We start from the raw sequence: 21,323 nt of genomic DNA, 5'->3' as shown, positions 1-21,323 counted from the left end.
GTCAGAGGCTCGGGATCATTCTCGCCAGCGTGCGGCCTGTTCTGAGGCTCGGGGACATGAAGCGCATGATCGGCGGTGCTGGCGGTTCGATGCCGGCGAGCGATCGGGACGAGATGCTGGTGATCGAGCGAGCCGGGCGGATTGGGAGCGCCCGGCAAGCTGGGAAGATTGAGCAGCACTACCTGTTGCTGCTTTATAATCTCAAAGATCCGTTTCAACAAATTCTCGATCAAATCGTTTCGGCGTCAAAACGGTTATCTTGGCGTTTGGTAGCATAGAACCTACAGCCTTAGCAACCATTTCGCGAAATTCTGTCTTTGAAGCATAACCTAGAATGACCTTCGTAACCGAGGTTGCGTCATATTTGAAAAGATGTATATCTTCATCTGCCGCCTTGATTATTTTCTGGGCGTCATTTTGATTGCCGAAAATCCGCCACTCGTCCTCATAACTCCATTTCTTTGTTTTAGAAGCGATCATTCCATAGGGATTTTCAAAAAATTCTTCGACCATGACGTCAGAATATGCCACCTTATAGAGCGGCTTAGCGTTCGGCAAGTATTCAAATGGTAGTATTTTCTTTGATGTATCAAATTCAATGACAAATCCCCTTCCTTGTTCTGCATAGTGTGGCCACATAACTGAATTGTGACTATCTTCCGTTAGGGACAAAACCAGCATTCGCTTACCCATATTCTCCAAAAAATCAGTTATGTGTTCATCTGAATTAGCATACGGTGTAAATAGCTGATCAAAGTAGTTCTTCACCATTCCAGATATAAATTCCTCATAGTTTGGCCCAAGACCTGATCTAACTTTATCCAAAATCATTTTTCGATTGGCCAACGGGTCTATTCTAAGTTTTTGAGCAAAATTAAGAACGATGAGATCGTGCACCCTCTCTAAAATGATAGGGTTACTTTTGAACGCAGCCGACATGCCCGGACCTACAAATTTTTTGAAATTCCTTCTTACTTCAAAGATGTCGTTTGTCCCTATCAGGGGCGTCAATCTTATCATTCCGTTTTGCAGTACGTCAATTCTTTCAGTGCTGAGGTATTTGTATAGTTTGGCGGGCGGGTTGGGTCTGTTATCTAGCTTCTTGATGGTTTCGAAGAAATTCTTAGCGATCTCGTCTTCGGTCATGTGATCCTACTGCAAAAATCACTGCGCTTTCTATGCTAAGTTAATGAAATGCGCAAGTCAAATGTCGTTAACCCCAACTGGTACATGCCAGCGCGAGGGAGTAGGTACTAGTTGAGTTGCCTTGACCACGAACGACTGCGCATATGCGAGGGAGAGGGGTCTGGAAGAGGAGCCAAGGCATCTAGAAATCCACAGTATCCTCGCGCAAACGAAAGTGCTCCTCCCAGTAGGCCGGAAGGAGCACGAGATGAGAAGGCCGACGACGTAGCTCAGGCGAGGCGCAGGCGGCCCTGCCCGCGGCGCTCCGCCACGCACTGCATGATAGTCGCCTTGCCACCAGCAGTGAGCCACTCCCGGCAGGTGACCCGGTCGAAAATGTAGGCCCGGGAGGCGCCGAGCACCTTCTCGCGCACCGCGACGTTGTGCTGAGCGTGGTAGCGGCGGAGACGGTCGGAGACGATCCGGGCGAGGCCGCGGAGGCCCGTCTGGTTGTCGACGCCAGCCATGCGGATCACCTCGCCGGCGGTGACCCCCTCAATCTCGCCGGGCGAGTGCTTGCGCACCTCGATCGCGACGAGGCCGGGAAGCACCATCTCGCGGAAGACGGTGAGCTGCGCGTTCACCGCCTTGTCCACGAACCCGAGGACGGTAGGCATGTGGATGTCGACCGGGCCAACAACCGGCAGTTCCGTGGGGCCGGCGTGCAGCCGCTCCATGTGGCCCCGCACGACGGTGTTGCACCACATGTGGAACTCGGGGCTCAGGTACTTGGCGTAGGCCATGGCGACCTGCCAGTGAGCCCATGTGCCTCCGCCCTTGCCCCGCTTGGCTTCCAGAACCTGACTGGCGGGCAGGTTATGAGAGATGGTGGCAGCCTCGATGAAGGCTTGCCCCTCCTTGCGGGCCCAATTGAAGGGCTCCCGGTTGGGAGGCGACCCCGCCGCTCGCCACATGTCCGTGAGCGAGAGCATCTCGCCCCGATCATGGATCGTAACGGACTGGTAGCTAAGCCGTGCGAATGGTGTCGCAGGCCCGGCATGGCCTGTGGTAAAAACCGTGGTTGTCACTTGGGCTGCCTTTCTTGGCTCGGTGGCGAAGAGGCGGCGGGGGCTGCTTTTCCAGGGCTGGGCCCCGCCGCCGACCTCTTCGAATTCCTTCATACGACATTCCGGTCTCTTTTGCTTAACGACCTCCTTCGGGGTGAACGGCGATCCGCGTGCCAATCTGGATAGGCGCTACACGTTAGAGATCGGCAAACGATGCCGGGTGCGCCTGGAGGATAGTTTGCCGAGCAAGAGGGGCGCCAGCGAGTTATCCACAGGCATCTCGGGAAACCGACCACGCTCCACCGAATTCGCATCAGGCGGCGCTCAGCCGCTCGTTCATCGCCTCGACCGCCCGATGGGTGGTGGCGAACCCGTAGTGCCTGGCGACCCCATCCACGGCCGCGAGGAAGAGCGTGGCGAGGGTGCGCTCGTCTCCCATGCCGAGATCCCGCATGGCGGTAAACCGGCGGCGCTCGAAGACGCGGAAGTAGAGGATGGCCTGGGCGACATCCCCGATCCTAGCTGCGAGCCTCGACATCTCCATCAGGGCATCGGCTCGGTCGTCCGGCACGCCCGGGAGGGACTTCGACACGTCCACCCCCCTCTCGAAACGGGGGTTCGGCAATAGGCCGGCATGGGCTCGGTGGCACAGCTCGTCGAAGGTCTCCATCGCCTTGATCCTGGTGGGCGTCCGGTCCTTCGGGTTCTGGATCAGGGCTTCGTACCCCGCGAGGGAGGCGCGCTTGCGAGAGACGCCGCGGGCGGAATTGGTCACCAGCTCGCGCTGGCCGGCAGCGGTCCTCGCATCCGCGTCGACGCCGGCGGCGCGAAGATCCTTGGCCCTCGCCGCATCCGCGCGGTCCAGCATCCGCTGTCGCCGGGCCTCGGCGCGCTCTCGCCTCTCGCGCTCCTGATCGGTCTCGTCGGCCACCTTCGCCGCCGCCATGGCGAGTTCGAGGGTCTTGGCGGCGCTCACCATCCGGGCGGTTCGGGCTCGGCTAGCGCTCTGAGCATAGCGCTCCACGAATTGAGCGTGGCGGATGGCAAGATCCTTCGCACGCTCGGCAAGCTCGATTTCTCGCTTAGCCTTCTGATCGTTGCCCTTCTGGATTGCGCGCACACCAGCCCTTTGGTGGCGCTCAACCGACCGGAGGTTCTTTTCGGCGAGGGCCGCCGCACGCTCGACGCGCAGATCAAGGGTCTGGGGCATCAGTCGTTCACCATCTCGGGCATGAAGATGTGGAAGCCGGCCTCTTTCGTGCCTGTATAGAATGCGATTTCGGCCGCGCGTAGGGCTTTGAATGCGTCGTGGAACTTCTTGTTGATCTTGTTTTGATCAGCCTCGCCCGGCATCGTGTCGTTGCCGAACGCTCGCGTTGCGACATCGAGGGGGACCAAGCGAGCGTTGACCGGGATCTCACGGTTCGCCCGGCGCTGCTCCGGTGAGACCGGGACGCTCTTGTGCATCGAGAGCGTGCGGAGCAGGCCGTAGAGGATCGTGGCTTCAGCCGGCAGGCGCGGCTTCTTCGCGACCTTCTGCCGGGTCTCCTCAGGGCTGATCTCCCGGGGCGGCGGCTTGTCGAGAAACAGCATCAGCTCAGCGTCGAAACCCATGTCGACCGGCCCGCGCGAGCCGTGTCGCTGCTTGGCGACGATCACCTCGGCAAGTCCGGTGATGCGCGCCATCTCGCGCTCCCAAGCAGCGAACTCCTCGGTGCCCTCCGCCGGCCTGCGCTGCTCAAGGTAGTAGTCCTCCCGGTAGACGAAGAGCACCACGTCGGCATCCTGCTCGATCGAGCCGCTCTCCCTCAAATCTGAGAGCATCGGTCGGCGGTCGCGGCGCTCGGCACTCTCCACCTGGCGGCCGACCTGCGCGAGGGCGATGACCGGGACGCGAAGCTCCTTCGCCAGCTCCTTCAGGCCGTTCGAGACCTCGGTCACCTCCTGCGTGCGGCCGTCCTTCCTGCGCTCGTCCCCCTTCACGAGCTGTAGGTAGTCGATGACCAGCAGCTCCAGGCCGCGGCGCTTCTTCAGGTCTCTGGCCTTGGCGGCGAGCCGGGTGATCGAGATGCCGCCGGTCTCGTCGATGTCGAGGGGTATGTCGCGCAGCTCGCGCGCCTTCAGGATGATGCTCTCGAACTCGGGCGTGCTGATCTTGCGCTTCTTCACCCGGTGGGCGGCGACCCCGGTCTCGGCCGCCACGGCGCGATCAAAGAGCTGCGCCTTGCCCATCTCCAGGCTGAAGAAACCGACCACGCCGGTGCGCTGGCCGTTCTGGCGCTTGCGCTGCAGGCCCTTGGCGACATTGACGGCGATGTTCAGACCGAGGGCCGTCTTCCCGATGCCGGGCCTGCCACCGATGATGATCAGGTCGGGGGCCTCCAAGCCTCCGATCTTCTCGTCGAGCCCCTCGTAGCCCGTCGAGAGGCCGCGGAGCTGTCCGCCGGCTTGCCAGTCCTGCTGCATGCTCTGGATGGCGGTCTCAGCCACATCGCCGAAGGACTGGAACTCGGATCGCTCGGCCGAGAGAGCCGGGCGTAGTTCCTCCAGAGCCGCCTCCACGTGCGCGAAGACTTGCTCCGCGGTGGTCTCTGGGCACAGGTCGTAGGCGGTAGCGGTCAGTTCCATGGTGACGGAGATCAGCCGGCGGCGCATCGCCAAGTCGCGCACAATCCGGGCGTAGTCGGCCGCCTGCGACAGCGGCACGCCGGCCGTCGCGAGGGCGGACAGGTACTCGCCGACGGTCATACCCCCGAGATCACCGTCGCCGAGGTAGGTCTTGAGGGTGAGCGGCGTTGCGGCGCGGCCTGCCTCACAGAGTTTCGAGACCACACCCCAGACCCGCCGGTGCAACTCGTCGAAGAAGTGCTCCTGCTCCACGATCCGGACGACACGACCATAGGCTCGGTTGTCGATCAGGACGGCGCCGATCAGCGCCTGCTCGGTGTCGATGTCGGCCGGCAGCGTGCGGAGCGCGAGATGATCCAGTTCCTGCATGCGGGTCATGACAGGGCTCGGTACTCGTCCCAGATCGGAGATGCGATGGAGGACATCAGCGCGGCGTGGGCAGCGATTTCCTCGGCAGAGAACTGACGCGGTGGCCGAGGCGTCCGCTGCACAGGCTCAGGGGTCTCGGCGGGGGGTAGGTCGAGAAGCAGGCGCATCTCGAACTGCGGCGGCGCGAGGAGTTGAGGGTAGACCTCGGCGAGAAGCTGGGCATCGAGGAGCGCGCCGTGGAGGGTTCGGCGGGACGTGTCGACCTTGAACCGCTCCAGCACCGCGTCGAGGGTGTGCCTGATCCCCTTCCCGGGCGTGCGCTTGCGGGAGAGGCGGACGGTGTCGACGAAGCGATCCTCGGCGATGGGCGGCCTGCCGGCGATGACCAGCTCGGCGTTCAGGAATTCGCGCTCGAACGAGGCGTTGTGCGCCACCACCGGCGCGTCGCCGATGAACGCCAGCATGTCGTCGGCGATCTCCTCGAACAGCGGCATGCGGTTGAGGAATGCCTCTGAAATGCCGTGGATCGCAAATGCCTCGGGCGGCATGCCCCGGTCCGGGTTCACGTAGGCATGGAAAGTTCGGCCGGTCGGGCGGCGGTCGATGACCTCGACGAGACCGACCTCGCAGAGCCGATGGCCGGCTGGCACGCCGAGCCCCGTGGTTTCGGTGTCGCCCACGATCTCGCGGAGGGTCATGCCGCCCTCGCAGTTCTGGCCTCGGTCGGTGTTCGCCCGGCGAGCCTCCGCAAAGCGTAGGCGGCCCAGCTCGGGTCCTTCTCGAACCAGGAGGACAGCCGCGTCTCGCTAACATGCGGGTGGGCCGCGCGGCATGCGGCGAGGGCGGCATACCGGGCCGTGAGGATGTCGGCCTGGGTGCTACGGCCCAGGATGTCGTCGACGGTTACCCCGTACTCGGCGGCAGCGCTCGCCATGATCTGCCGATAGGTGAAGGCCATCACGCGATCTCCCGGCGAGCCAGGCGCACACCGATCCCCTTGAGCTGGATCAGGTCGACCCCGATCTCCTTTAGCTCTCGGGCCCAGGCGGTCAGGCCGGCAGAGACGAACTTCACATCGGTCCATCTGCCAGCCCGCTGCATGCGGTCGAGGCCATAGAGCTGGCCGTCCGCGAGGATGGCGAGGGTCCGGCCGATCTGCGGGGATGTGCGCCACTGGCCGGTCGGCCCGATGACCATGGGTCCTTGCACGGTGATGACGCGGTCGACCGGCAGCTCCGGCGCGGCGGCTGGCTCGGGCTTCTCTTCGAGGGCGAGAGGGATCTGCGTCGAAGCGGCAACCGGCTTCGGCGGCGGTTCACGCTTCGGCTTCGTGATGGGGATGATGGGCTCGCGTTTTGGCAACTCGTCGACCGGGAGTGGGTCGTCATCCGGCGCCGGAACGGGATCAACGGCCGGTAGGACGGCCTCCTCCGCTCCGGACGCCGTGACGAATTCCTCCGATTGCGCGGGTACACATGAGCCACCCAGGGCCGCGCGTTCATCGGAGGCTCCCCGGACTTGCACCGGCTGCCCTTCGTCCTGGGCTGCAGGCGGTTTACCCCCCTGGGTGGCAGCTTGTAGCGCGGCGCTCTTGGCGCGGCGCGCATCTCCTTGCTTCACGCGCTCGTCGCCTCGGGCGCGGAATTCCTTGAGGATCTTGTGAGGCCGATCCGAATGCAGACCGCACCGTTCGGCGATCTCACGCTGAAGCAGATCGGTCTCCGCGTAGAGGCGGAGAACCTCCTGGCGGCGCTCCTGGTAGGCTTCGAGGCGCATCTCGTTTCGGGAGTGGGGCACCGGCGCATTCCGGACTGCCTCCCGGATCGTCTCGATCGTCGATGTCGGGGTCTCGGCCGGCGCGTCGGGGTCGAACAACCCGCGGGCCATCGTGATGAGCCGCGCCTGCGACTGTTGCAGGTTGATCTGCGCATCGTGGAGCCGGATCTGGGCTTCGCAGATCTCGGCGAGCACCGCGACGACGTCGTTGGCGAGGGCTCGGCGGCTGATGGGAGCAGGCTCGTGCTGGGACACGGCGGTTCTCGCAGGGTGTGAGGATCAGGATGGGCGCCGGAGGCTGCTTGGGACGTGGCAGGGCCCGTAGGTGGTGCCGTCGACGTCGCCCCAGGCCGGGATCGCCGGGCGGCCGCATTCGCAGCAGAGCGGGATTTCCGGACCTGGGGCGGTGCGGGCGGCCTGAGCGAGTTCGGCCTTCTGCCGCTCCCGCTCAGACCAGTCGCCAACCGACTGGAAGCGTTGGCGCTTGAGCATGGGTCAGGCCGCGCGCCGGCGGGCCGCCTTCGTCCGCTGCTGGCCGAGCCCCATGCTCCGCGCCAGTTCGGACCGGGCGGCCGAGTAGCTCGTGCAGACCATCGGGTAGTCGACGGGCAGGCCGAACTTCTGGCGGTACTCGTCCGGCGTCATGCCGCGGGTGGTGAGATGCCGCTTCAGGCTCTTGTAGACCTTGCCGTCCAGGAAGCTGGTGATGCCGTCCGGCGTGATCGACTTCTTGATCTCGGACGGCGTGCGCTTGGTGTCGATCACCGGCTCCGGTGGCGGCGCGCCGACCTTCTTCAGGCAGTCCTCCATGGTCTGGAAGATCTCCGGCACGTTCTCGATCGGCACGTGATGGTTCGAAAGGTAAGCCATCACGAGATCGGCGACGATCGAGGCGTTGAGGACGGGCGACTTGTCGCCGGTCTCGGCAGGGTTGGCTTCGGTCATGATGCTCTCCCGGGATAGAGCGGTGGAGTTCAGGCCGTCTGGCCGAACAGGGTCAGCTCACGCGGTCGGGCTCGGCCCCAGATCGCGGAGGCATAGGCGTGGTTCGCGACGGCGTCGGCGCGGTCATCGTCGCGAGAATTCTTCGGGATGAGGGTGAGGGCCTGACAGCGCTCGATCACCGCCTTCTTGCCCTCCTCGCGCCCGCCCCAGGATCGCTTGCCGGTGAAGAACTTCAGCACCGCCTGGCGGTCGACGCCCTCGCACTGGATCTCGTAGAGGCCGCACATGCACTCGATGACACCGGCAAGCCGGTGCTGAAGCGAAAGCGAAGCGGCGTTCTGTGGCTGTCCGGTGCGCTTGCAGAGCGAGAACCAAACGTGCGGGTCCATCGGCTTCTCGAAGATGACGAGTTGGGGGCGCTCGACCCGCCACGTGCCGCGCAGGTGCGCCGCCATGTTGAGGCAGGCATGTGCGAGATCCTGACCGGGCTGCTTGAGGACGATCGCCCCTGACTGCGGGGTCTCACCGGCCGGGCCGAGGGCCCAACCACACCGCGTCGCGGGATCGAGAGCATGGATCAGCATGAGGTGCTCCGCCGTCGATCTCGCGGCGCGGTGGCGAGCGGTCAGCTCGCGATGCGGTAGTCGCCATGGTTGGTGGCGCCGGGCAGCGGGTCGTTCGCGTGCAGAGGCGCGGCCGGCGGATCGTCAAGGTCGCCGAGATCGTCGTCGATGTCGGGCGCCGCGGCGGCCGGCGGCGGATCGTCCGGTGCGTCGGTGTTCGCGGCCTTCGGCTTGCGACCGCGACCGGGCTTCGCCGACTTGGCGATCTGCTCCTTCAGGACCGCGTCCGCCTCGGCGGTGCCCTCGCGGATCTCGTCGGCCGGGGTGCGCTCGACCTTCGCCTTGCGGCCGCCCTTGCCCTTCTCCTTCCTCGCCTCGGCGGCGGCGAGGTTCTTGGTGAAGACCTTCTCGGCCTCGTCGAGCGGGATGCCGGGCGTCGGGGCGGGCTCGGGCGCCGTCTCGGTGGCGGCCTTCTGCGCGCGGGCCGGATCGAACTGCTCCTGGCCCTGGCGCTCGCCGGCGGCGCCGCGGTCGAACACGCTGCCGTTGTCCTGCTCGGAGGGCTTTCCCGGCTGCGAGTGGAAGAGGTCGAACTGCACCTCGCAGCCGGCATCCTCCAGCATCAGGCGGACCTGCGCGACGATCGCCTCGCGCTCGCCGGGCCGCGCCTTGAGCATCGCATCGCGGATCTTCACCGCCATGGGGTGATGGCCGAACACCTCGCGCATCCGCTTCTGATGCGCCGACATCTTCCCGGACACGCCGTGGCTCTCGGTGACCAGGGCATCGCGCTCCTGGAACAGCTCCAGACGCTTCTCCTTGTCCTCCGGGAAGCGCTCGACCGCGGCACTGGCGCGGTTCTGCGCGGCCCGGTCCTCCTTCTCCTGGGTACGGCGAGCCTTCTCAGCCTCGCTCAATCGCTTACGTCCTACCATGGCGCGTCTCCTTAGCTGCGCGTCTGCGGTTCGGTCTGTTCGCCCCAGGCCCGTGCCTTGCGGGCTCGCTCCATCCAGCGCGTGGACTGCTCCATCCTCCGATCGGCCCACCAGAAGCAGACCGAGATCAGGACAGCGGCGACGGATCGGCGAAGGCCGGCGGTGTGCGGCATGGGGGAACTCCAGGAACGCGGGCGCGGCCGGGGAGCCGCGCAGTTAGCGGTTGGCGAGGGCTTCTCGGCGCGCCTTGAGCGCAGCCATCTCGGCGTCGAGGCGAGCGAGTTCGGCGTCCTGACCGGCGGCGGTCAGCCACTGCGGGGCGCGGTCGCCCATGGCAGCGGCCAGGAACTCGGGGCCGTAGGCGCCGACGAGGTAGATCAGGGTCACGCCGCTCGGCATCGATACGCGATCGAGGATCTTCTGGATCGTCTCTGCCTTGAGGTTCGTCTCGGCGGCGGCAAATTCGGCGGTCTTGAACGGGTGCCGGGAGCGCAGGAACGCGACGATGCGCTCGGCGACGGTCGTCCGATCGACACCGGACAACTGTCCGGGCTTCGAGGATGCATGTCGCACGGTAATCTCCGATGGTGTGGACATCGAAGAGGCCGACGCTCGCTGGGAACGAGCCGAGGTCGAGGAGACCGGCCAGGAGCTGCTGGGAACAGATCCGAGGCCCGACACGGCAACCGAAGCAGAGGAGGCCATGAGCGTCACGCTCCAGCCGGAGAAACAGCAGAAGGAAGACGATCAGACGGCACGGGAGGCGTCGGAACCGCCCCCGGTTGCCCCTTGAGCCAGAGTTCCAGACGAGCGATCTTCTCGACGGTGACGTTCTCGCCGCGCCGTAACCGGCCGATGAAGTCGCTGTCCTTAAGCGCCTGCCGGCTGATGCCGCTGTCCGATCCGCCGTGTCTCGCGCGATGGTCGTCGACCATGCGGATCACGATGTCACGGAGCGCGTCGGCGTAGGTTCGAGCGGTGTGGGTCATGGGGTCATGATGACGAATAAATCCGTCAGCGACAACCCGGTGCCGGCATATTTTTCATCGCCGGCCCTGCCGCCGCTAAAAATCATGCCAGGAGCGTTGCCGAACGAATTTGGTAATGTGGCGCCGATGACCGACGCGACGAAAAGCCACTCTGACGAAAGCAAAGCCGCCGACGAACTCTCGCCGGTCGTGCGCCGCATCCTTGAACTAATTGATAAAAGCGGTTTGTCAGGCCGAGATATATCAAAGAAGATCGGCAAGTCTCCCACCTATCTTACTACCCTGACGGGCGGAAAGACGAAAGTCCCAGGGACTAAAGCGCTTATCGCTCTTTCCAATTTCTTTAATGAAGACTTGTTCCGCCTCGTCCCAAATGGCGATCGTGTGGACGATCCCGATTTCGATCCGCAAAGCCCTCTTGTGGTACGAAACGAGAACGGACAGCCTGCGTTCGTATCGAGAGGGGGCACAACCTCTCGGCATGACGACGGGGCTCTTTCAGTGGTCGGGATCGTGGAAGCGGGTGCTTGGCGTGAGCGCGACGAGTTCGGCGACATCACCGACGAGGTGGTTCCTCTCGTGAGGGATCCACGGTTTCCGAACGCGCGCCAGGAAGCGCATCTCGTGCGGGGCGACAGCATGGACCAGGCCGGCCTTCTCGACGGTGGCTACATCAGGATGATCGCGTATGACGACGTCCCGCTGTCATTGCGGCCGGGCACGATCGTCGTCCTGGAGAGAGCCTCGTCGGATCACAGCACCTTCGAGCGAACGGTGAAGCAGGTCGAGTTCGTGAACGGCGAGTACCACTTCCGTCCGCGCTCCTCGAACCCCCGTCACAAGCCGATCGTGCTGCCGCAGGACGTCGATCTGTTCGACGAGACCAGTGAGGTTCGCGTCCTCGGTTTCGTCACCGCCTTCATCAACCCGATCCCCTACTGAGGTTTTCGCGATGCGCCAGGCCATGCCGCTGATCGCCGCCTGCGCCCTCGTGTGCGCTCCCCTCACCGCCTCCGCCGAAGTCGATCTCGACAAGGCCACGTGCGCGAAGCTCGCCGACACGTTCGACCGGGCCAACGCCTCGAACCGGGTCTTCTTCGAGCAGCTCGATAAGACGCCGCTGATGCCGCTCCGCCAGAGGATGACCGGTCAAGACGCTGAGGTCGCGAACCGCGCGCTCGCGCTCAAGGGTGAGCTGGTCGAGAAAGCGGGTGCGTTTCAACGTGCCTTCGAGGATCTCTCGGCCCGTCTGCGTGATTGCGGCCGGCAATAGCGCTACATCCTGAAACGTAGAGGGTGTTATGCTTAAATAACAACCGTCGTATCAGTGCTATATCCTGAAACTCCATCCCATCGGAAACCCCTTTTTATTTTTTTGTTTGATCTTTTATCGGTTATGTCGCTGCGCTCATAACATGTACTGGTACTAGCTCTAGCTGGATGAAGGTGTCTGCCCACGGTAGCGCCCGCGAGAGAGGTTGAGTAAAGACCCGCAGGCCCTCAACGCAATCTCACGGCCACTACCGTCGGCAAGGGAGCCTTCGCTCTGCCTGCCAGCCACATCACCACCAGGGTGTGGCCTGGGCTTCTTGAGGGACTGGTGGTCCCCGGCTCCTGGGCGTGCTTGTTCACGGTGCCCTGCGAGTTTGGAGCCTCGCGTCCTGGTACTCGCGCTGTCCATCCACAGGCTTTCACCTGGATGGCCGCCCCCAGCGTCAACCCCGCCGAGCGGATTTCAGCCCAGGGCACTTGCCGTCCCTGAACCCTGCCGACCGGATTTTTGCACTGGATGCACTTACGGACTGGAACAGAACGAGCACAGATGCTATTGTTCAGTTACCAGTCGGGGAGCACACGCCTATGCACCAGCCCGATTGACGAGGCCCGTGGGATTGCCGTCCCCGGGCCTCACCCTTTTGTGGCACCGTCTGCCTGACTGCGCAAGGCGTCACGAAATCGGGGTGCGTGACAGATATTTTCGTCGTTTGGGTTGACGGTGACGACGATATTCGCCTAGCCTACGTGCATCGACGCATTCCCAGGGCGATCGAGGCACTCATGAACACTCCGCCGACGACGGTCCTCGCGCCGTCCACACCGACCATTCCGGACGGCTTCTCGCATGTGCTGTCGTCGCTCGACGCCATGCAGCTCCAGCTCGGCCCCCGCCAGACCAGCGCCGTCTGCGCCTACATGGCCGAGATCCTCTTCCACCACATCAGCGACCTGCAGAACGGCGTACCGGCCCGAGTGGCGCACTACGCCGAGCGCGGGCTCACGGTCGACGACCTCGACCAGATGGGCTTGTGGCTCGCCAGCCGGGCTCAGGCGCTGTCATCGCGAGGGCTGCACTGATGAACGAGCGCATCAACACGGCATTTCTGGAGGAGTGCCTTGCGAAGGAGAAGGCGGAGGCAGACAATCTCGTCGCCTCGGGCGATCTCGATGCTCGCATCGCTGTCTTCGCCTTCGAGACCCAGGCGACGATCTATCGGCAGACCGCCGTCGCAGTGAACGCCGGCGCGTCGGACGACGATGTCTATTCGGCGCGTATCAACCTGATCGCAAATCTGGTTCACAGCGTCGCCACCGACACTTGCAGCGGTGAAAACCCCGATGCTGGGTATGCCATCGAGATCCTGCAGCAGGTCGCCAGTGGCGTGCTGCAGCGTATCCGGCACCAAGGCAATGCCATCGCGCTCGACCGGTCGGGACAGCGCTGATGGCTGACAAGTCGAAGACGAGCCAGCCGCGGCCGCTCGGCTCATATCGCGGCGCTCGGCGCAACGCTGTCCGCCAGGCCGCTCAGCGGCTCAACGCCATCCGCGTGATCGAGAACAAGGCGACCCAGCGTCCCTACACCCCGGTCAAGCGGTTCATGCAGACCCGCGAGGCGGCTCGTCGCCTGCGGCAGAAGGAGAAGCTGTCATGATCAGTGGAATGGATCTCGGTGAGATGCTGGAGGCTGCTAGCCGCGGTCGATCGCGCGGTGAGCGCAATCACCGCGCCACGTCTCCGGAAGTGCTGTGCGTCACGCTCAAGGAGATCGAGCAGCGCTACCGCATCGGCTGTCAGTTCAAGCCGGGCGACCTCGTCACCCCGCGCCCCGGCTACACTTACGACGGCGAAGGCGCCCCGCATGTCGTGCTGGATGTACTCGCCAAGCCCGTGATGCAGCTCGATCTCGACGACCCGTCGAAGACTGCTTCCAACAGCTACGGTCGGCGCATCGACATGCGCGTGGCCTGCGAGCACGCCGGCATCATCGCCGGTTTCTGGGTCGAAAGCTGGTGCTTTGAGAAGTACACCGGCCCAATCGCCGAGATGCATCCCGGCGCCTGATTTTCGAGTTCCGAGGCTGACGATCTCACCAGCCTCGTAAACCGCACGGCGCGGTACGCCGTATCTTCCTTTCACAATCGAAAGCTTACCGATGAACGCCATGGCTCCCGTCCAGAAGGCGACCGACTGGTCGTCGATCGACGTCCCCGTGAAGCACGAGGGCAAGCAGATCGCGCTGCCCAACGATCCCGCCCCGATGGACTACAGCCGAGCGGGGTCGTCAGCTCAGTGAGAAAATCCTCGAAGAAGTCGAGGACTGACCGTCGATCGGCCTCGGCCGCTCAGCCGCGCCGGCCCGCCGCGTCATGCGGGCCACCCCTCCCCCTTTCATTGAGAGCAGGACCGGCAGATGGCTGCTGTCACGAAGCACGACGAGACCGCAATCGGCCTGCTCCTGGCCGGTTCGCATCTAGCCCGGCTCGATCCGATCGACTGCCAAAACCTGATCGCCGAGCACGGCATCCGGCCGGCCGATCTCAAGGAAGGCTTCTCCTGGCTTCAGGCCAGGATCGAGGCATTCAACGTCCGATCCGGCTGGGTCTGGGCGGAGCGCTCGGCGAAGGCTCACCGGATCGCCATGCAAGCCGCGGCGCTGACCATGGTGTCGACGCCGTTGGCCGCCGCCGAGGCGGTTGGGTGTGGCCCGACGATGTCCGAGCGGATCGTGGGCGTCGTTGTCATCTGGACCGTCATCGTGCTGACCATGGTGGTGCTCTCGGCCGTCGTCTTCCGCACGGGCTCACGGTCATGACCGAGACCAGGAGCGGCAAGAACGCCGCCCGCCCCTCATCCGTCGCCCGGAACGGCTACGGATGGTGGCAGTCAGCAGTTGCGGCGGTTGCTGCTGGCGAGAAGATCCCTGACGTGCCCGAGCGCGGCATGGCAATGTTCGGTCGCTACGCCTCTCGCTTGAAGCGAAACGGTCCGCTGATCGCGACCGCTATCTATCCAGCAAAAGACGGCTCCGGCATCTGGGTCAAATTCGGCCACAACGATCCATTCAAACTGGATACAGCCGACAAAGAGGAAGATTTCTGCGAAGGCAAATTTGCTTGGTTCGCCCGCAATCCTGTCAGCAATGCAAGCTACAAGACTTGGATGGAAACCGGCGAGTGGCCGAACCAGGCGCCGCAGGTCTCGGATCGGGTGCAGTCGAATGCTCCGCCCGAGGTGATGCTCCGCGAGACCCTCGACGAGTTGACCCGAGAGTTCGACGCCTGGATCGCGAGCGTCGGCGAGATCCGCACCAAGGACGACGGCGACAAGGCGGCCGACTTCAAGGGACGGTTCTCCGAGATCGCCAAGGAGGCCGAGGAGCTTCGCGAGGAGCAGAAGCGGCCGCACGTCGAGGCGGGCCGGAAGGTCGATGGGACTTGGAAGCCGATTGTCGATGACGGCAAGGCCGCCGCCAAGCGCGCCGCCGCAGCCGCGCAGAGCTGGCTGACCTTCGATCGAGCCCGGAAGCTCCGTGAGGCTGCCGAGGCCGTGGAAGCCGGCCAGGCCGTCAAGACCGAGGATCTGACGAGCCGCGCCGGCACGCGGGGCCGGCAGGTCTCCCTGCGCACCACGCAGCAGTTCACAATCACCGATCGCGCCGCCATGGCTCGGTACTTCAACATCGACGATCGCTTCCTGGAGAACGGACCGGTGATGGTCGCCGTCGGGAAGATCGCCCTCGCCCACATCGAGGCCGGCATCGCCGTGCCCGGCGCCGAGATGCGCGCCGTCACCTCCGCCGCATGAGGCGCGCCATGACAAAGGATGAGATCCGCAAGCTGTTCGCCACGCACAGCGTGCCGCTCGGGCAGAAGGACGTCTGGGAAGTTCAGGGCACGCCGGTGATCAAGCACGCCGCCCTGGAGCGCCTCTCGGCAGCCCTGAAGCTGCAGTGGTCCGAGCCGGTCGTCGTCCGGGCCGACCGCGATGAGGCGGTCATGCTGGTCAAGGCGCGGCGCCCCGACGGCATCGAGGAGTGGAGCTTCGGCGAAGCCCTGGTCGGCGTGAACTACCGCGTCTCGGGCAAGCAGGCCGCCTACGTCTGGGCCATGTGTGAGAAGCGCGGGAAGGACCGCGTCATCATCAAGCTCGCCGGCCTGCACGGCGCCTACTCGGACGAGGAGAGTGAGAACCTCAAGGAGGGGAAGGCCGACGCGAACGACAACGCCGCGCCCGAGCCCGAAGAGCCTCCGCAAGCTCGTGGCGATCGGCAGGGCGCCGCAGACCCTGCCGAGGCGCTGAAGCAGCGCATCAACGCCTGCGCGGCGATCAACACCGTCACCGACCTGATGCTCGCGCCCGAGACGCAAGCCGCTCTGAACGCGATGGCGCCAGGCCCGCGCGACGAGGTGCGCGAGCATGCCAAGGCCCGTCTCGTCGCTCTCGGCTGGCCGGCCCGTTCGCGCGGCCGCCGCCGGCCGGACGAACCCGATGACCCCGATACCGCCGGCGATCCGCCTGCGGTTCAGGGCGCCGAGGATGAGGTTTCACGTGCCCCTGAGCCTGATACCTCGGCGCCCACTTCTTCCGACGAGCCGGATCCGTTCGGTGACCTCGACGACAGCCTGGATGGTCCCGTGCCGTTCAACGCCGGCGCCTTCCTGCGCGATGCGGAGCGGCGGTTCGCCGAGGCACGCACCTTCGCCGAGATCGACGAGATCGTGGACGCGACGCACGAGGACAGCCTGCACCTCGACGCGGTCGAGATCGAGATCCTGGATGGCTATCGCGACGCGGCGCGCGAGCGGCTGCACGGCGAGGTGAAGAAGATCGAGCCGGCGCCGACCGATCCCTATGCCATCCCGGAGAAGTTCAAGGGCGGCGGCCACTACCAGATCTGGTTCCGAGATGCGGTGACGGCAGCGAGCACCGATGCCGACATCCGGAAGGTGCATGCGGCCTGGAACGCCACCAGCAGTCACCGCAAGGAGTTGGTCGCTGCCGGGCAGCTCGTCCAGGTCGACATCACCGGCCTGACCGACGCCTTCAAGGCGAAGCGAGCTTCCATCGCAGGCGCGACCGACCAGATCGCTGCCTACTCGGCCTTCCTCGCCGAGGGGCTCTCCAAGGCAATGACACGAGACGAGGCGGACGCTTTCTGGCGATCGACCGTCGCTCAGCGTGATGGCGCCGGTGCCTCCGAGGAGGTGCGGGCGCAGTGGAAGCGGTCCTGGCTAGACCGCAAAGCCGGCCTCGCAGCGTAGGAGCGCGCCATGCCTCGCAGGTCGAAGCCGCTCCCTCCTGTCGAGGAAATTCAGCGGTGCTTGGAGTACGATGCGCTAACTGGATTATTGCGGTGGAAAGATCGCCCAGAGCTTAAGCCAAATGACAGGGCGCGTCTCACCGGAACTGTGGCCGGACACGCCAATTCGGGCGGCCATATCCAAATCATGATCTCTGGCGAGTTGTTTCTCGCCCATAGACTGATCTGGAAGCTAGTGACGGGAAATGAACCTGACGACGAAATAGACCATAAAAATTCGATAGGTTCCGACAATCGATGGGATAATCTCCGCCAGGCAACCAGTGCCCAGAGTACGATGAACAGCAGAAGGAGGAGCAATAATAAATCCGGATACAAGGGCGTTTACTGGAATAAAAAATCACGGAAATGGGAAACATCAATCAGAATGGGTGGTAAATGTTACTACCTTGGTGGCTTTGATGACCCAAAAGATGCCCACGAGGCGTACGTAGAAGCCGCCAAACGGCTTCACGGAGAGTTCGCGAGGGTTGCATAATATGGCTCGCCAGTCAGCAGATCGCCCGAGTGTTTTTCTCCGCGTTACGACAGTCGGATTGGTGCCATGCTCTGCGTACGACGCCGAGCAGATCGCCCGGTTCGGCATGGGCAGCACGGTCGAGGCCATCCTGCACGAGCCCCAGAGCGAGAAGCAGGCCCGGCTCCTCTGGAGGATCGTCGGCATCGTCGCCGACAACACTGACGACTACCCGAACGCCGACGCTCTCATGCTGGCCCTAAAGATCCGGCTCGCGCATGCGGACAGCGTGAGCTTGCTGGGCGGCGGCCTTCACCTCAACCCGCGCTCGCTGAAGGAACTCGACCGGGAGGGCCTGAGCCGCTTCTTCGATCGGGCGATGGAGGTGATCTCCAGCGAAGTGATCCCGGGGCTCGACATCAAGAAGCTCGTCAAGGACGGGCTGATCAGCATCGGAGAGCGGTGATGAGACGCCGTGCCGTTCCGATGAAGGTCCAGCGTGACGCCGCTCTGGATCTCTGCGCCGAGTTGATGCGCAAGCTCGGGATGATCCCGGTCGAGGTCGAGACGGTCGAGTGGCAGCTCGATCACAACCCGGCCCTGGCGCTCCGGCCAATCGACCCGGTGACCGGCGAGCACCAGCCGCACCAGCACTCCCGCAAGCACCTCGTCTGGATGACGAAGGCTGCGCACCGGGAGAAGACCACCGGCCGGCGCGGCACATCCGATCTCAGCCTCCGCGACGGCGACCAGGGCAAGATCGCGAAGGTCGATCGGCTGCAGGAGCAGCAGGCCGAGTTCCGCGAGCGGCTCCTCGCGAAGGGTGAGCCCCGAGATCAGCCCGAGCGCAGCGAGAAGCGCTCGACCAAGTGGCCCAAGCGCCCATTCTCAAAGAAGGAGAACCGCCGTGTCTGATGAGACCGACTTGGCAGAGAACGACCTGCCTCAGACCTACCAGAGCCGGGTCGGCACTTGGGTCGAAGCCTGCTTCGGGAAGGACGTCGCCCTCGACCGTGCGGAGCGGTCGCGGCGCTTTCTCGAAGAAGCACTCGAACTCGTCCAGGCCAGCGTGATGACCTGCGAGGAGGCCCACCTGCTCGTCGACTACGTCTTCGGCCGAGAGTGCGGGGAGGCGTCGAAAGAGGTGGGCGGCGTGATGAATACGCTCGCTGCCTTCTGCAACGCTCACGACATCGGCATGCTGAAGGAGGCCGAGACCGAGCTGGCTCGTTGCTGGGAGATCCTCCCGCAGATCCGGGCGAAGTGGGAGCGCAAACCGAAGACCGGGCCGCTGCCCGGGTCAAGCGAGCCGGCCAAACGCGAGCGCGTCAGACACCTGAAGACGGGTGGTGTGTACGAGGTGCTGGCGCGCGGCGTCATGCTCCAGACCAGCCTCGGCATGACCGACGAGGAGACGGTCGTCATCTACCGTGGGGAGGACGGCCGCTGGTGGGCACGCGAAGAGGCCGAGTTCGACGACGGCCGGTTCGCGCTAGTGGGTGCGCCTGATGCATGACACCAACGACGGCACGGCCATCACCGCCGCCGACATTCGCCGCGCCTGGCCGCATATGCGCGAGACCTGCGGCCTTGTTGCCACCTCCGCCTGCCGGGACGAGCTGATCCGCCAGGCCATCCGGCAGGCGCGGGCTCGGGAAGCAGGCGAGAAAGTCCCACCGCCGGCTCGGCCTCTTAGAGCCGCACTCCTGTCGCGAGAGGGTGAGCAGTCATGAGCGCTGTCATCTCTGCCTGCGGGCTCTACCGCTACCGGCTTGAGCGGGTGATAGAGGGCGCGCTGCAGGCGGCGCCGTCCATCGCATGGATCATGGTCAACCCGAGTACGGCCGACGCCGCGAAGGACGACCAGACCATCAAGAAGGTACGAGGGTTCTCTCGGCTGGCCGGTGCTGGCCGCATCGTGGTCGGAAACCTATTCGCCTTCCGGTCGAAAGATGTCCGGCTGCTGCGGGACGCGAGCGACCCGATCGGCCCCGAGAACGACACGCACCTTCGGGCGATCATCCAAGGATCGGAGATCGTCGTGGTGGCGTGGGGCTCGTTGGGCAAGCTGCCCCGTAGCCTGCGGGAGCGGTGGCGCGACGTCGTCCGGATCGCCGACGGCAAGACCCTGATGTGCATCGGCATCGCCAAAGACGGCCACCCCCTGCACCCGCAGATGGAGGGCTACGCCAACGTCTTGCGGCCATGGCTGACACCTGCCGGCCGGACCATCCACCAACCCCAAGGAGATGCAAATGCGCATCCCAGAGATCGCCGATCGGCTTCGAGCCCTCGCACTCCAGCACCGCCTGCCTGAGCTGCAGGATCTCGCCGCCCACTTGGGCCGGCGACCGGCGTTTCGGCGAGGCAGGGTAACGTCGGTATCTATGACACCGGCGCTCTCCGAGCAGATCCGCCAGTACGCTGCGGAGCACGAGGATGCCTCACAGGCGGAGATCGGCCGGCACTTCGGCGTGAACCCGGGTCGCGTCTCGGAGGCCATCCACGGGAAGCGGCTATGACCGCGAAGCTCCTCTCGTCGGCAGAGGCCGCGGAGCAACTCGGCATCTGCACCCGCACTCTGGCGCGCCACGTAGCCCTCGGCGAAATCGCCTACATCCCCATGGGTACGGGCTTGCAGAAGCCTCGGCGGATGTTCCACCCTGACGACCTCACGGCGTTCGTCGAGGATCGGAGGAAGCGGGAATGTCCACCTACCGACCAGAGGGCCGGCCGTACTATCTCTACGATTTCTCGATCCAAGGTCATCGATTTCACGGTTCCACTCGCTGCTCGAACAAGCGAGAAGCAGACGCATTCGAGAAAGGCGAGCGCAAAAGGCGAGCCGAGGAGCTTAAAGAAGCCGCCGCGCTAGGGCGCCAGCCTCTCAGCTTTGGCGATGCGGCCACGAGATATTGGGAGGAGGTCGGCCAATTTGCCAAGACCAAGGTCGACATCTGGCGGCACATTGGATGGCTGCAGACCGAGATCGGCAACACGAGGCGGCTTTCAGCCATCAACGGCTCGGTCGTCGCCACCCTGGTCGCCAAGCGTCGGGCGCAGACTGGCCGTGGCGATAAGCCGGTCACGCCTGCAACCGTCAACCGCACCATGGAGGTGTTGCGCTCGATCCTGATGCGCGCCTCAAAGGTGTGGGACGAGCCTGTCGCTGCGATCGAGTGGAAACGTCACCGTCTCAAGGAGCCGCAGGAGCGGGTGCGTGAGCTGCGCGCCGACGAGGAGACGGCCCTCTTCAAGGCCCTGCGGCCGGACTACCATCCCATCGTGCGCTTCGCCCTGCTCACCGGCTGCCGCCTGGCCGAGTGCGTGGACCTCCGGTGGGAGCACGTCGATTGGGGTGGCCGGCAGATCTGGATCCTGGGCAAGGGCGACAAGCTCGCCGCGATCCCGTTATCGCCGAGCGTCCGGAAACTGCTGTGGCCGCTCCGGGAGCAGCACAAGGAAGCCGTCTTCACCTACGAGGCGCTCCGCGGCCGCGACAAGGGCGAGCGCCGGCCGATCACCTACGAGGGGCTGAAGACCGTGTTCACGCGCGACGTGAAGCCGGCGATCCCGGGCTACCGCTTCCACGACAACCGGCACACGGCCGCGACGCGGGTGCTGCGGGTCTCCGGCAACCTGAAGATCGCGAAGGAGCTGCTGCGCCACTCCAGCATCACCACGACGGCGAAGTACGCCCACGTGATGCAGAGCGACGTGATGGAGGCGATGGAGAAGGCAGCGCGATCGGGCGCGTCGGCATCAACTCCCGACGAAATCCACGACGGCGCAGATAGCGAGAAGAAGAAAGCCTGATTTTCCAGGTACTTCCTGATTTCGACCTGACGGTCCCAAACCAGATGCGCTA

30 protein-coding genes and 1 pseudogene are annotated in these 21,323 nt (G+C 64.4%); 18 read left to right on the top strand and 13 right to left on the bottom strand.

The window, feature by feature from the left end; all coding sequences use genetic code 11:
* Positions 1–201 precede the first annotated feature (201 nt).
* From VP06_RS35000 to VP06_RS14520, 3 genes are all read right to left on the bottom strand, one after another.
* Positions 202–1,146 (bottom strand): DUF2971 domain-containing protein, encoded by a 945-nt coding sequence (locus tag VP06_RS35000; RefSeq protein WP_082167394.1) that lies wholly within the window; start codon positions 1,144–1,146, stop codon positions 202–204.
* Positions 1,147–1,415: 269 nt separating this feature from the next.
* On the bottom strand, positions 1,416–2,306 hold the full coding sequence (locus tag VP06_RS33760; protein WP_082167393.1) for a KilA-N domain-containing protein: 891 nt from the start codon (positions 2,304–2,306) through the stop codon (positions 1,416–1,418).
* Positions 2,307–2,505: 199 nt separating this feature from the next.
* Entirely contained in the window at positions 2,506–3,171 is a 666-nt protein-coding gene (locus VP06_RS14520) for a hypothetical protein (protein WP_156295609.1), read from the bottom strand.
* 54 nt (positions 3,172–3,225) lie between these two features.
* Here VP06_RS14520 and VP06_RS36340 point away from each other — a divergent pair, with 54 nt between their 5' ends.
* Complete coding sequence (locus VP06_RS36340; RefSeq protein WP_156295608.1) at positions 3,226–3,462, top strand: hypothetical protein; 237 nt, start codon at positions 3,226–3,228, stop codon at positions 3,460–3,462.
* On the opposite strand, the gene dnaB is transcribed toward VP06_RS36340, so the two are convergent.
* From dnaB to VP06_RS36330, 10 genes are all read right to left on the bottom strand, one after another.
* Positions 3,402–5,198 (bottom strand): replicative DNA helicase, encoded by a 1,797-nt coding sequence (gene dnaB / locus VP06_RS14515; RefSeq protein WP_053081798.1) that lies wholly within the window; start codon positions 5,196–5,198, stop codon positions 3,402–3,404. The two genes, VP06_RS36340 and dnaB, sit on opposite strands and share 61 nt — an antisense overlap.
* Positions 5,195–5,887 (bottom strand): DNA polymerase III subunit epsilon, encoded by a 693-nt coding sequence (dnaQ, locus tag VP06_RS14510; protein WP_048464489.1) that lies wholly within the window; start codon positions 5,885–5,887, stop codon positions 5,195–5,197. Before dnaQ ends, dnaB begins: the two co-directional genes overlap by 4 nt.
* Positions 5,884–6,147 carry a hypothetical protein gene (locus VP06_RS14505; protein ID WP_048464488.1) on the bottom strand — a complete coding sequence of 88 codons (264 nt, stop codon included), beginning with the start codon at positions 6,145–6,147 and terminating at the stop codon, positions 5,884–5,886. Before VP06_RS14505 ends, dnaQ begins: the two co-directional genes overlap by 4 nt.
* On the bottom strand, positions 6,147–7,220 hold the full coding sequence (locus VP06_RS37200; protein ID WP_048464487.1) for a hypothetical protein: 1,074 nt from the start codon (positions 7,218–7,220) through the stop codon (positions 6,147–6,149). The genes VP06_RS14505 and VP06_RS37200 overlap by 1 nt, the downstream gene beginning before the upstream one ends.
* Positions 7,221–7,244: 24 nt before the next feature.
* Positions 7,245–7,457 carry a hypothetical protein gene (locus VP06_RS36335; RefSeq protein WP_156295607.1) on the bottom strand — a complete coding sequence of 71 codons (213 nt, stop codon included), beginning with the start codon at positions 7,455–7,457 and terminating at the stop codon, positions 7,245–7,247.
* 3 nt (positions 7,458–7,460) lie between these two features.
* Positions 7,461–7,910, bottom strand: a complete 450-nt coding sequence (locus VP06_RS14495; RefSeq protein WP_048464486.1) for a Ros/MucR family transcriptional regulator — start codon at positions 7,908–7,910, stop codon at positions 7,461–7,463.
* 29 nt (positions 7,911–7,939) lie between these two features.
* Positions 7,940–8,494: a hypothetical protein gene (locus VP06_RS14490; RefSeq protein ID WP_048464485.1), complete on the bottom strand. Its 555-nt coding sequence runs from the start codon at positions 8,492–8,494 to the stop codon at positions 7,940–7,942.
* 41 nt (positions 8,495–8,535) lie between these two features.
* On the bottom strand, positions 8,536–9,408 hold the full coding sequence (locus VP06_RS14485) for a hypothetical protein (protein WP_156295606.1): 873 nt from the start codon (positions 9,406–9,408) through the stop codon (positions 8,536–8,538).
* A 216-nt stretch (positions 9,409–9,624) separates the two neighbouring features.
* On the bottom strand, positions 9,625–9,981 hold the full coding sequence (locus tag VP06_RS14480; protein ID WP_156295605.1) for a hypothetical protein: 357 nt from the start codon (positions 9,979–9,981) through the stop codon (positions 9,625–9,627).
* Between the two features lie 137 nt (positions 9,982–10,118).
* Positions 10,119–10,397, bottom strand: coding sequence for a hypothetical protein (locus tag VP06_RS36330; RefSeq protein ID WP_156295604.1), 279 nt, complete (start codon positions 10,395–10,397; stop codon positions 10,119–10,121).
* Positions 10,398–10,403: 6 nt separating this feature from the next.
* Here VP06_RS36330 and VP06_RS36325 point away from each other — a divergent pair, with 6 nt between their 5' ends.
* From VP06_RS36325 to VP06_RS34085, 17 genes and pseudogenes are all read left to right on the top strand, one after another.
* Positions 10,404–11,339 (top strand): S24 family peptidase, encoded by a 936-nt coding sequence (locus VP06_RS36325; RefSeq protein ID WP_156295603.1) that lies wholly within the window; start codon positions 10,404–10,406, stop codon positions 11,337–11,339.
* A 10-nt stretch (positions 11,340–11,349) separates the two neighbouring features.
* The gene (locus VP06_RS14465) at positions 11,350–11,670 is read left to right on the top strand and encodes a hypothetical protein (RefSeq protein ID WP_048464480.1); all 321 of its coding nucleotides are present in this window, start codon (positions 11,350–11,352) and stop codon (positions 11,668–11,670) included.
* A 785-nt stretch (positions 11,671–12,455) separates the two neighbouring features.
* On the top strand, positions 12,456–12,752 hold the full coding sequence (locus VP06_RS14460) for a hypothetical protein (protein WP_156295602.1): 297 nt from the start codon (positions 12,456–12,458) through the stop codon (positions 12,750–12,752).
* The gene (locus tag VP06_RS14455; RefSeq protein ID WP_048464478.1) at positions 12,752–13,120 is read left to right on the top strand and encodes a hypothetical protein; all 369 of its coding nucleotides are present in this window, start codon (positions 12,752–12,754) and stop codon (positions 13,118–13,120) included. The genes VP06_RS14460 and VP06_RS14455 overlap by 1 nt, the downstream gene beginning before the upstream one ends.
* Positions 13,120–13,329: a hypothetical protein gene (locus tag VP06_RS14450; protein ID WP_048464477.1), complete on the top strand. Its 210-nt coding sequence runs from the start codon at positions 13,120–13,122 to the stop codon at positions 13,327–13,329. Before VP06_RS14455 ends, VP06_RS14450 begins: the two co-directional genes overlap by 1 nt.
* Positions 13,326–13,739, top strand: a complete 414-nt coding sequence (locus tag VP06_RS14445; RefSeq protein ID WP_048464476.1) for a hypothetical protein — start codon at positions 13,326–13,328, stop codon at positions 13,737–13,739. The genes VP06_RS14450 and VP06_RS14445 overlap by 4 nt, the downstream gene beginning before the upstream one ends.
* A 100-nt stretch (positions 13,740–13,839) precedes the next feature.
* Complete coding sequence (locus tag VP06_RS38595; RefSeq protein WP_280950211.1) at positions 13,840–13,971, top strand: hypothetical protein; 132 nt, start codon at positions 13,840–13,842, stop codon at positions 13,969–13,971.
* Between the two features lie 117 nt (positions 13,972–14,088).
* A complete protein-coding gene (locus VP06_RS14440) occupies positions 14,089–14,490 on the top strand; it encodes a hypothetical protein (protein WP_048464475.1) in 402 nt (133 codons plus the stop codon).
* Positions 14,487–15,482 carry a hypothetical protein gene (locus VP06_RS14435; protein WP_156295601.1) on the top strand — a complete coding sequence of 332 codons (996 nt, stop codon included), beginning with the start codon at positions 14,487–14,489 and terminating at the stop codon, positions 15,480–15,482. Before VP06_RS14440 ends, VP06_RS14435 begins: the two co-directional genes overlap by 4 nt.
* Positions 15,483–15,490: 8 nt before the next feature.
* Positions 15,491–16,939, top strand: a complete 1,449-nt coding sequence (locus tag VP06_RS37195; protein ID WP_063928394.1) for a hypothetical protein — start codon at positions 15,491–15,493, stop codon at positions 16,937–16,939.
* A gap of 60 nt (positions 16,940–16,999) precedes the next feature.
* Positions 17,000–17,476, top strand: a complete 477-nt coding sequence (locus VP06_RS34980; RefSeq protein WP_197093210.1) for an HNH endonuclease — start codon at positions 17,000–17,002, stop codon at positions 17,474–17,476.
* A 61-nt stretch (positions 17,477–17,537) separates the two neighbouring features.
* The gene (locus VP06_RS14425) at positions 17,538–17,921 is read left to right on the top strand and encodes a hypothetical protein (protein WP_156295600.1); all 384 of its coding nucleotides are present in this window, start codon (positions 17,538–17,540) and stop codon (positions 17,919–17,921) included.
* Positions 17,921–18,370: a hypothetical protein gene (locus VP06_RS14420; RefSeq protein WP_048464472.1), complete on the top strand. Its 450-nt coding sequence runs from the start codon at positions 17,921–17,923 to the stop codon at positions 18,368–18,370. The genes VP06_RS14425 and VP06_RS14420 overlap by 1 nt, the downstream gene beginning before the upstream one ends.
* The gene (locus VP06_RS37190; protein WP_063928393.1) at positions 18,363–18,971 is read left to right on the top strand and encodes a hypothetical protein; all 609 of its coding nucleotides are present in this window, start codon (positions 18,363–18,365) and stop codon (positions 18,969–18,971) included. The genes VP06_RS14420 and VP06_RS37190 overlap by 8 nt, the downstream gene beginning before the upstream one ends.
* Before the next feature lie 213 nt (positions 18,972–19,184).
* Positions 19,185–19,772, top strand: a complete 588-nt coding sequence (locus VP06_RS34970) for a DUF1643 domain-containing protein (protein ID WP_082167388.1) — start codon at positions 19,185–19,187, stop codon at positions 19,770–19,772.
* Positions 19,773–19,973: 201 nt separating this feature from the next.
* Positions 19,974–20,141 (top strand): annotated as a pseudogene (locus VP06_RS38995) (helix-turn-helix domain-containing protein); the annotation flags it as partial.
* Positions 20,142–20,161: 20 nt separating this feature from the next.
* Positions 20,162–21,271, top strand: a complete 1,110-nt coding sequence (locus VP06_RS34085) for a tyrosine-type recombinase/integrase (RefSeq protein WP_048464470.1) — start codon at positions 20,162–20,164, stop codon at positions 21,269–21,271.
* Positions 21,272–21,323 lie beyond the last annotated feature (52 nt).

Source organism: Methylobacterium aquaticum (assembly GCF_001043915.1).
GTDB lineage: Bacteria > Pseudomonadota > Alphaproteobacteria > Rhizobiales > Beijerinckiaceae > Methylobacterium > Methylobacterium aquaticum.
Note: the sequence above shows the minus strand (reverse complement) of the source record. Positions and strands in the feature narration are given on the sequence as shown.

Coding starts and splice junctions, on each gene's coding strand:
- VP06_RS35000 (WP_082167394.1), bottom strand. CDS start 1,146: ATGACCGAAGACGAGATCGCTAAGAATTTCTTCGAAACCATCAAGAAG.
- VP06_RS33760 (WP_082167393.1), bottom strand. CDS start 2,306: ATGAAGGAATTCGAAGAGGTCGGCGGCGGGGCCCAGCCCTGGAAAAGC.
- VP06_RS14520 (WP_156295609.1), bottom strand. CDS start 3,171: ATGGTGAGCGCCGCCAAGACCCTCGAACTCGCCATGGCGGCGGCGAAG.
- dnaB (WP_053081798.1), bottom strand. CDS start 5,198: ATGACCCGCATGCAGGAACTGGATCATCTCGCGCTCCGCACGCTGCCG.
- dnaQ (WP_048464489.1), bottom strand. CDS start 5,887: ATGACCCTCCGCGAGATCGTGGGCGACACCGAAACCACGGGGCTCGGC.
- VP06_RS14505 (WP_048464488.1), bottom strand. CDS start 6,147: ATGGCCTTCACCTATCGGCAGATCATGGCGAGCGCTGCCGCCGAGTAC.
- VP06_RS36335 (WP_156295607.1), bottom strand. CDS start 7,457: ATGCTCAAGCGCCAACGCTTCCAGTCGGTTGGCGACTGGTCTGAGCGG.
- VP06_RS14495 (WP_048464486.1), bottom strand. CDS start 7,910: ATGACCGAAGCCAACCCTGCCGAGACCGGCGACAAGTCGCCCGTCCTC.
- VP06_RS14490 (WP_048464485.1), bottom strand. CDS start 8,494: ATGCTGATCCATGCTCTCGATCCCGCGACGCGGTGTGGTTGGGCCCTC.
- VP06_RS14485 (WP_156295606.1), bottom strand. CDS start 9,408: ATGGTAGGACGTAAGCGATTGAGCGAGGCTGAGAAGGCTCGCCGTACC.
- VP06_RS36330 (WP_156295604.1), bottom strand. CDS start 10,397: ATGACCCACACCGCTCGAACCTACGCCGACGCGCTCCGTGACATCGTG.
- VP06_RS36325 (WP_156295603.1), top strand. CDS start 10,404: ATGATGACGAATAAATCCGTCAGCGACAACCCGGTGCCGGCATATTTT.
- VP06_RS14465 (WP_048464480.1), top strand. CDS start 11,350: ATGCGCCAGGCCATGCCGCTGATCGCCGCCTGCGCCCTCGTGTGCGCT.
- VP06_RS14460 (WP_156295602.1), top strand. CDS start 12,456: ATGAACACTCCGCCGACGACGGTCCTCGCGCCGTCCACACCGACCATT.
- VP06_RS14455 (WP_048464478.1), top strand. CDS start 12,752: ATGAACGAGCGCATCAACACGGCATTTCTGGAGGAGTGCCTTGCGAAG.
- VP06_RS14450 (WP_048464477.1), top strand. CDS start 13,120: ATGGCTGACAAGTCGAAGACGAGCCAGCCGCGGCCGCTCGGCTCATAT.
- VP06_RS14445 (WP_048464476.1), top strand. CDS start 13,326: ATGATCAGTGGAATGGATCTCGGTGAGATGCTGGAGGCTGCTAGCCGC.
- VP06_RS38595 (WP_280950211.1), top strand. CDS start 13,840: ATGGCTCCCGTCCAGAAGGCGACCGACTGGTCGTCGATCGACGTCCCC.
- VP06_RS14440 (WP_048464475.1), top strand. CDS start 14,089: ATGGCTGCTGTCACGAAGCACGACGAGACCGCAATCGGCCTGCTCCTG.
- VP06_RS14435 (WP_156295601.1), top strand. CDS start 14,487: ATGACCGAGACCAGGAGCGGCAAGAACGCCGCCCGCCCCTCATCCGTC.
- VP06_RS37195 (WP_063928394.1), top strand. CDS start 15,491: ATGACAAAGGATGAGATCCGCAAGCTGTTCGCCACGCACAGCGTGCCG.
- VP06_RS14420 (WP_048464472.1), top strand. CDS start 17,921: ATGAGACGCCGTGCCGTTCCGATGAAGGTCCAGCGTGACGCCGCTCTG.
- VP06_RS34970 (WP_082167388.1), top strand. CDS start 19,185: ATGAGCGCTGTCATCTCTGCCTGCGGGCTCTACCGCTACCGGCTTGAG.
- VP06_RS34085 (WP_048464470.1), top strand. CDS start 20,162: ATGTCCACCTACCGACCAGAGGGCCGGCCGTACTATCTCTACGATTTC.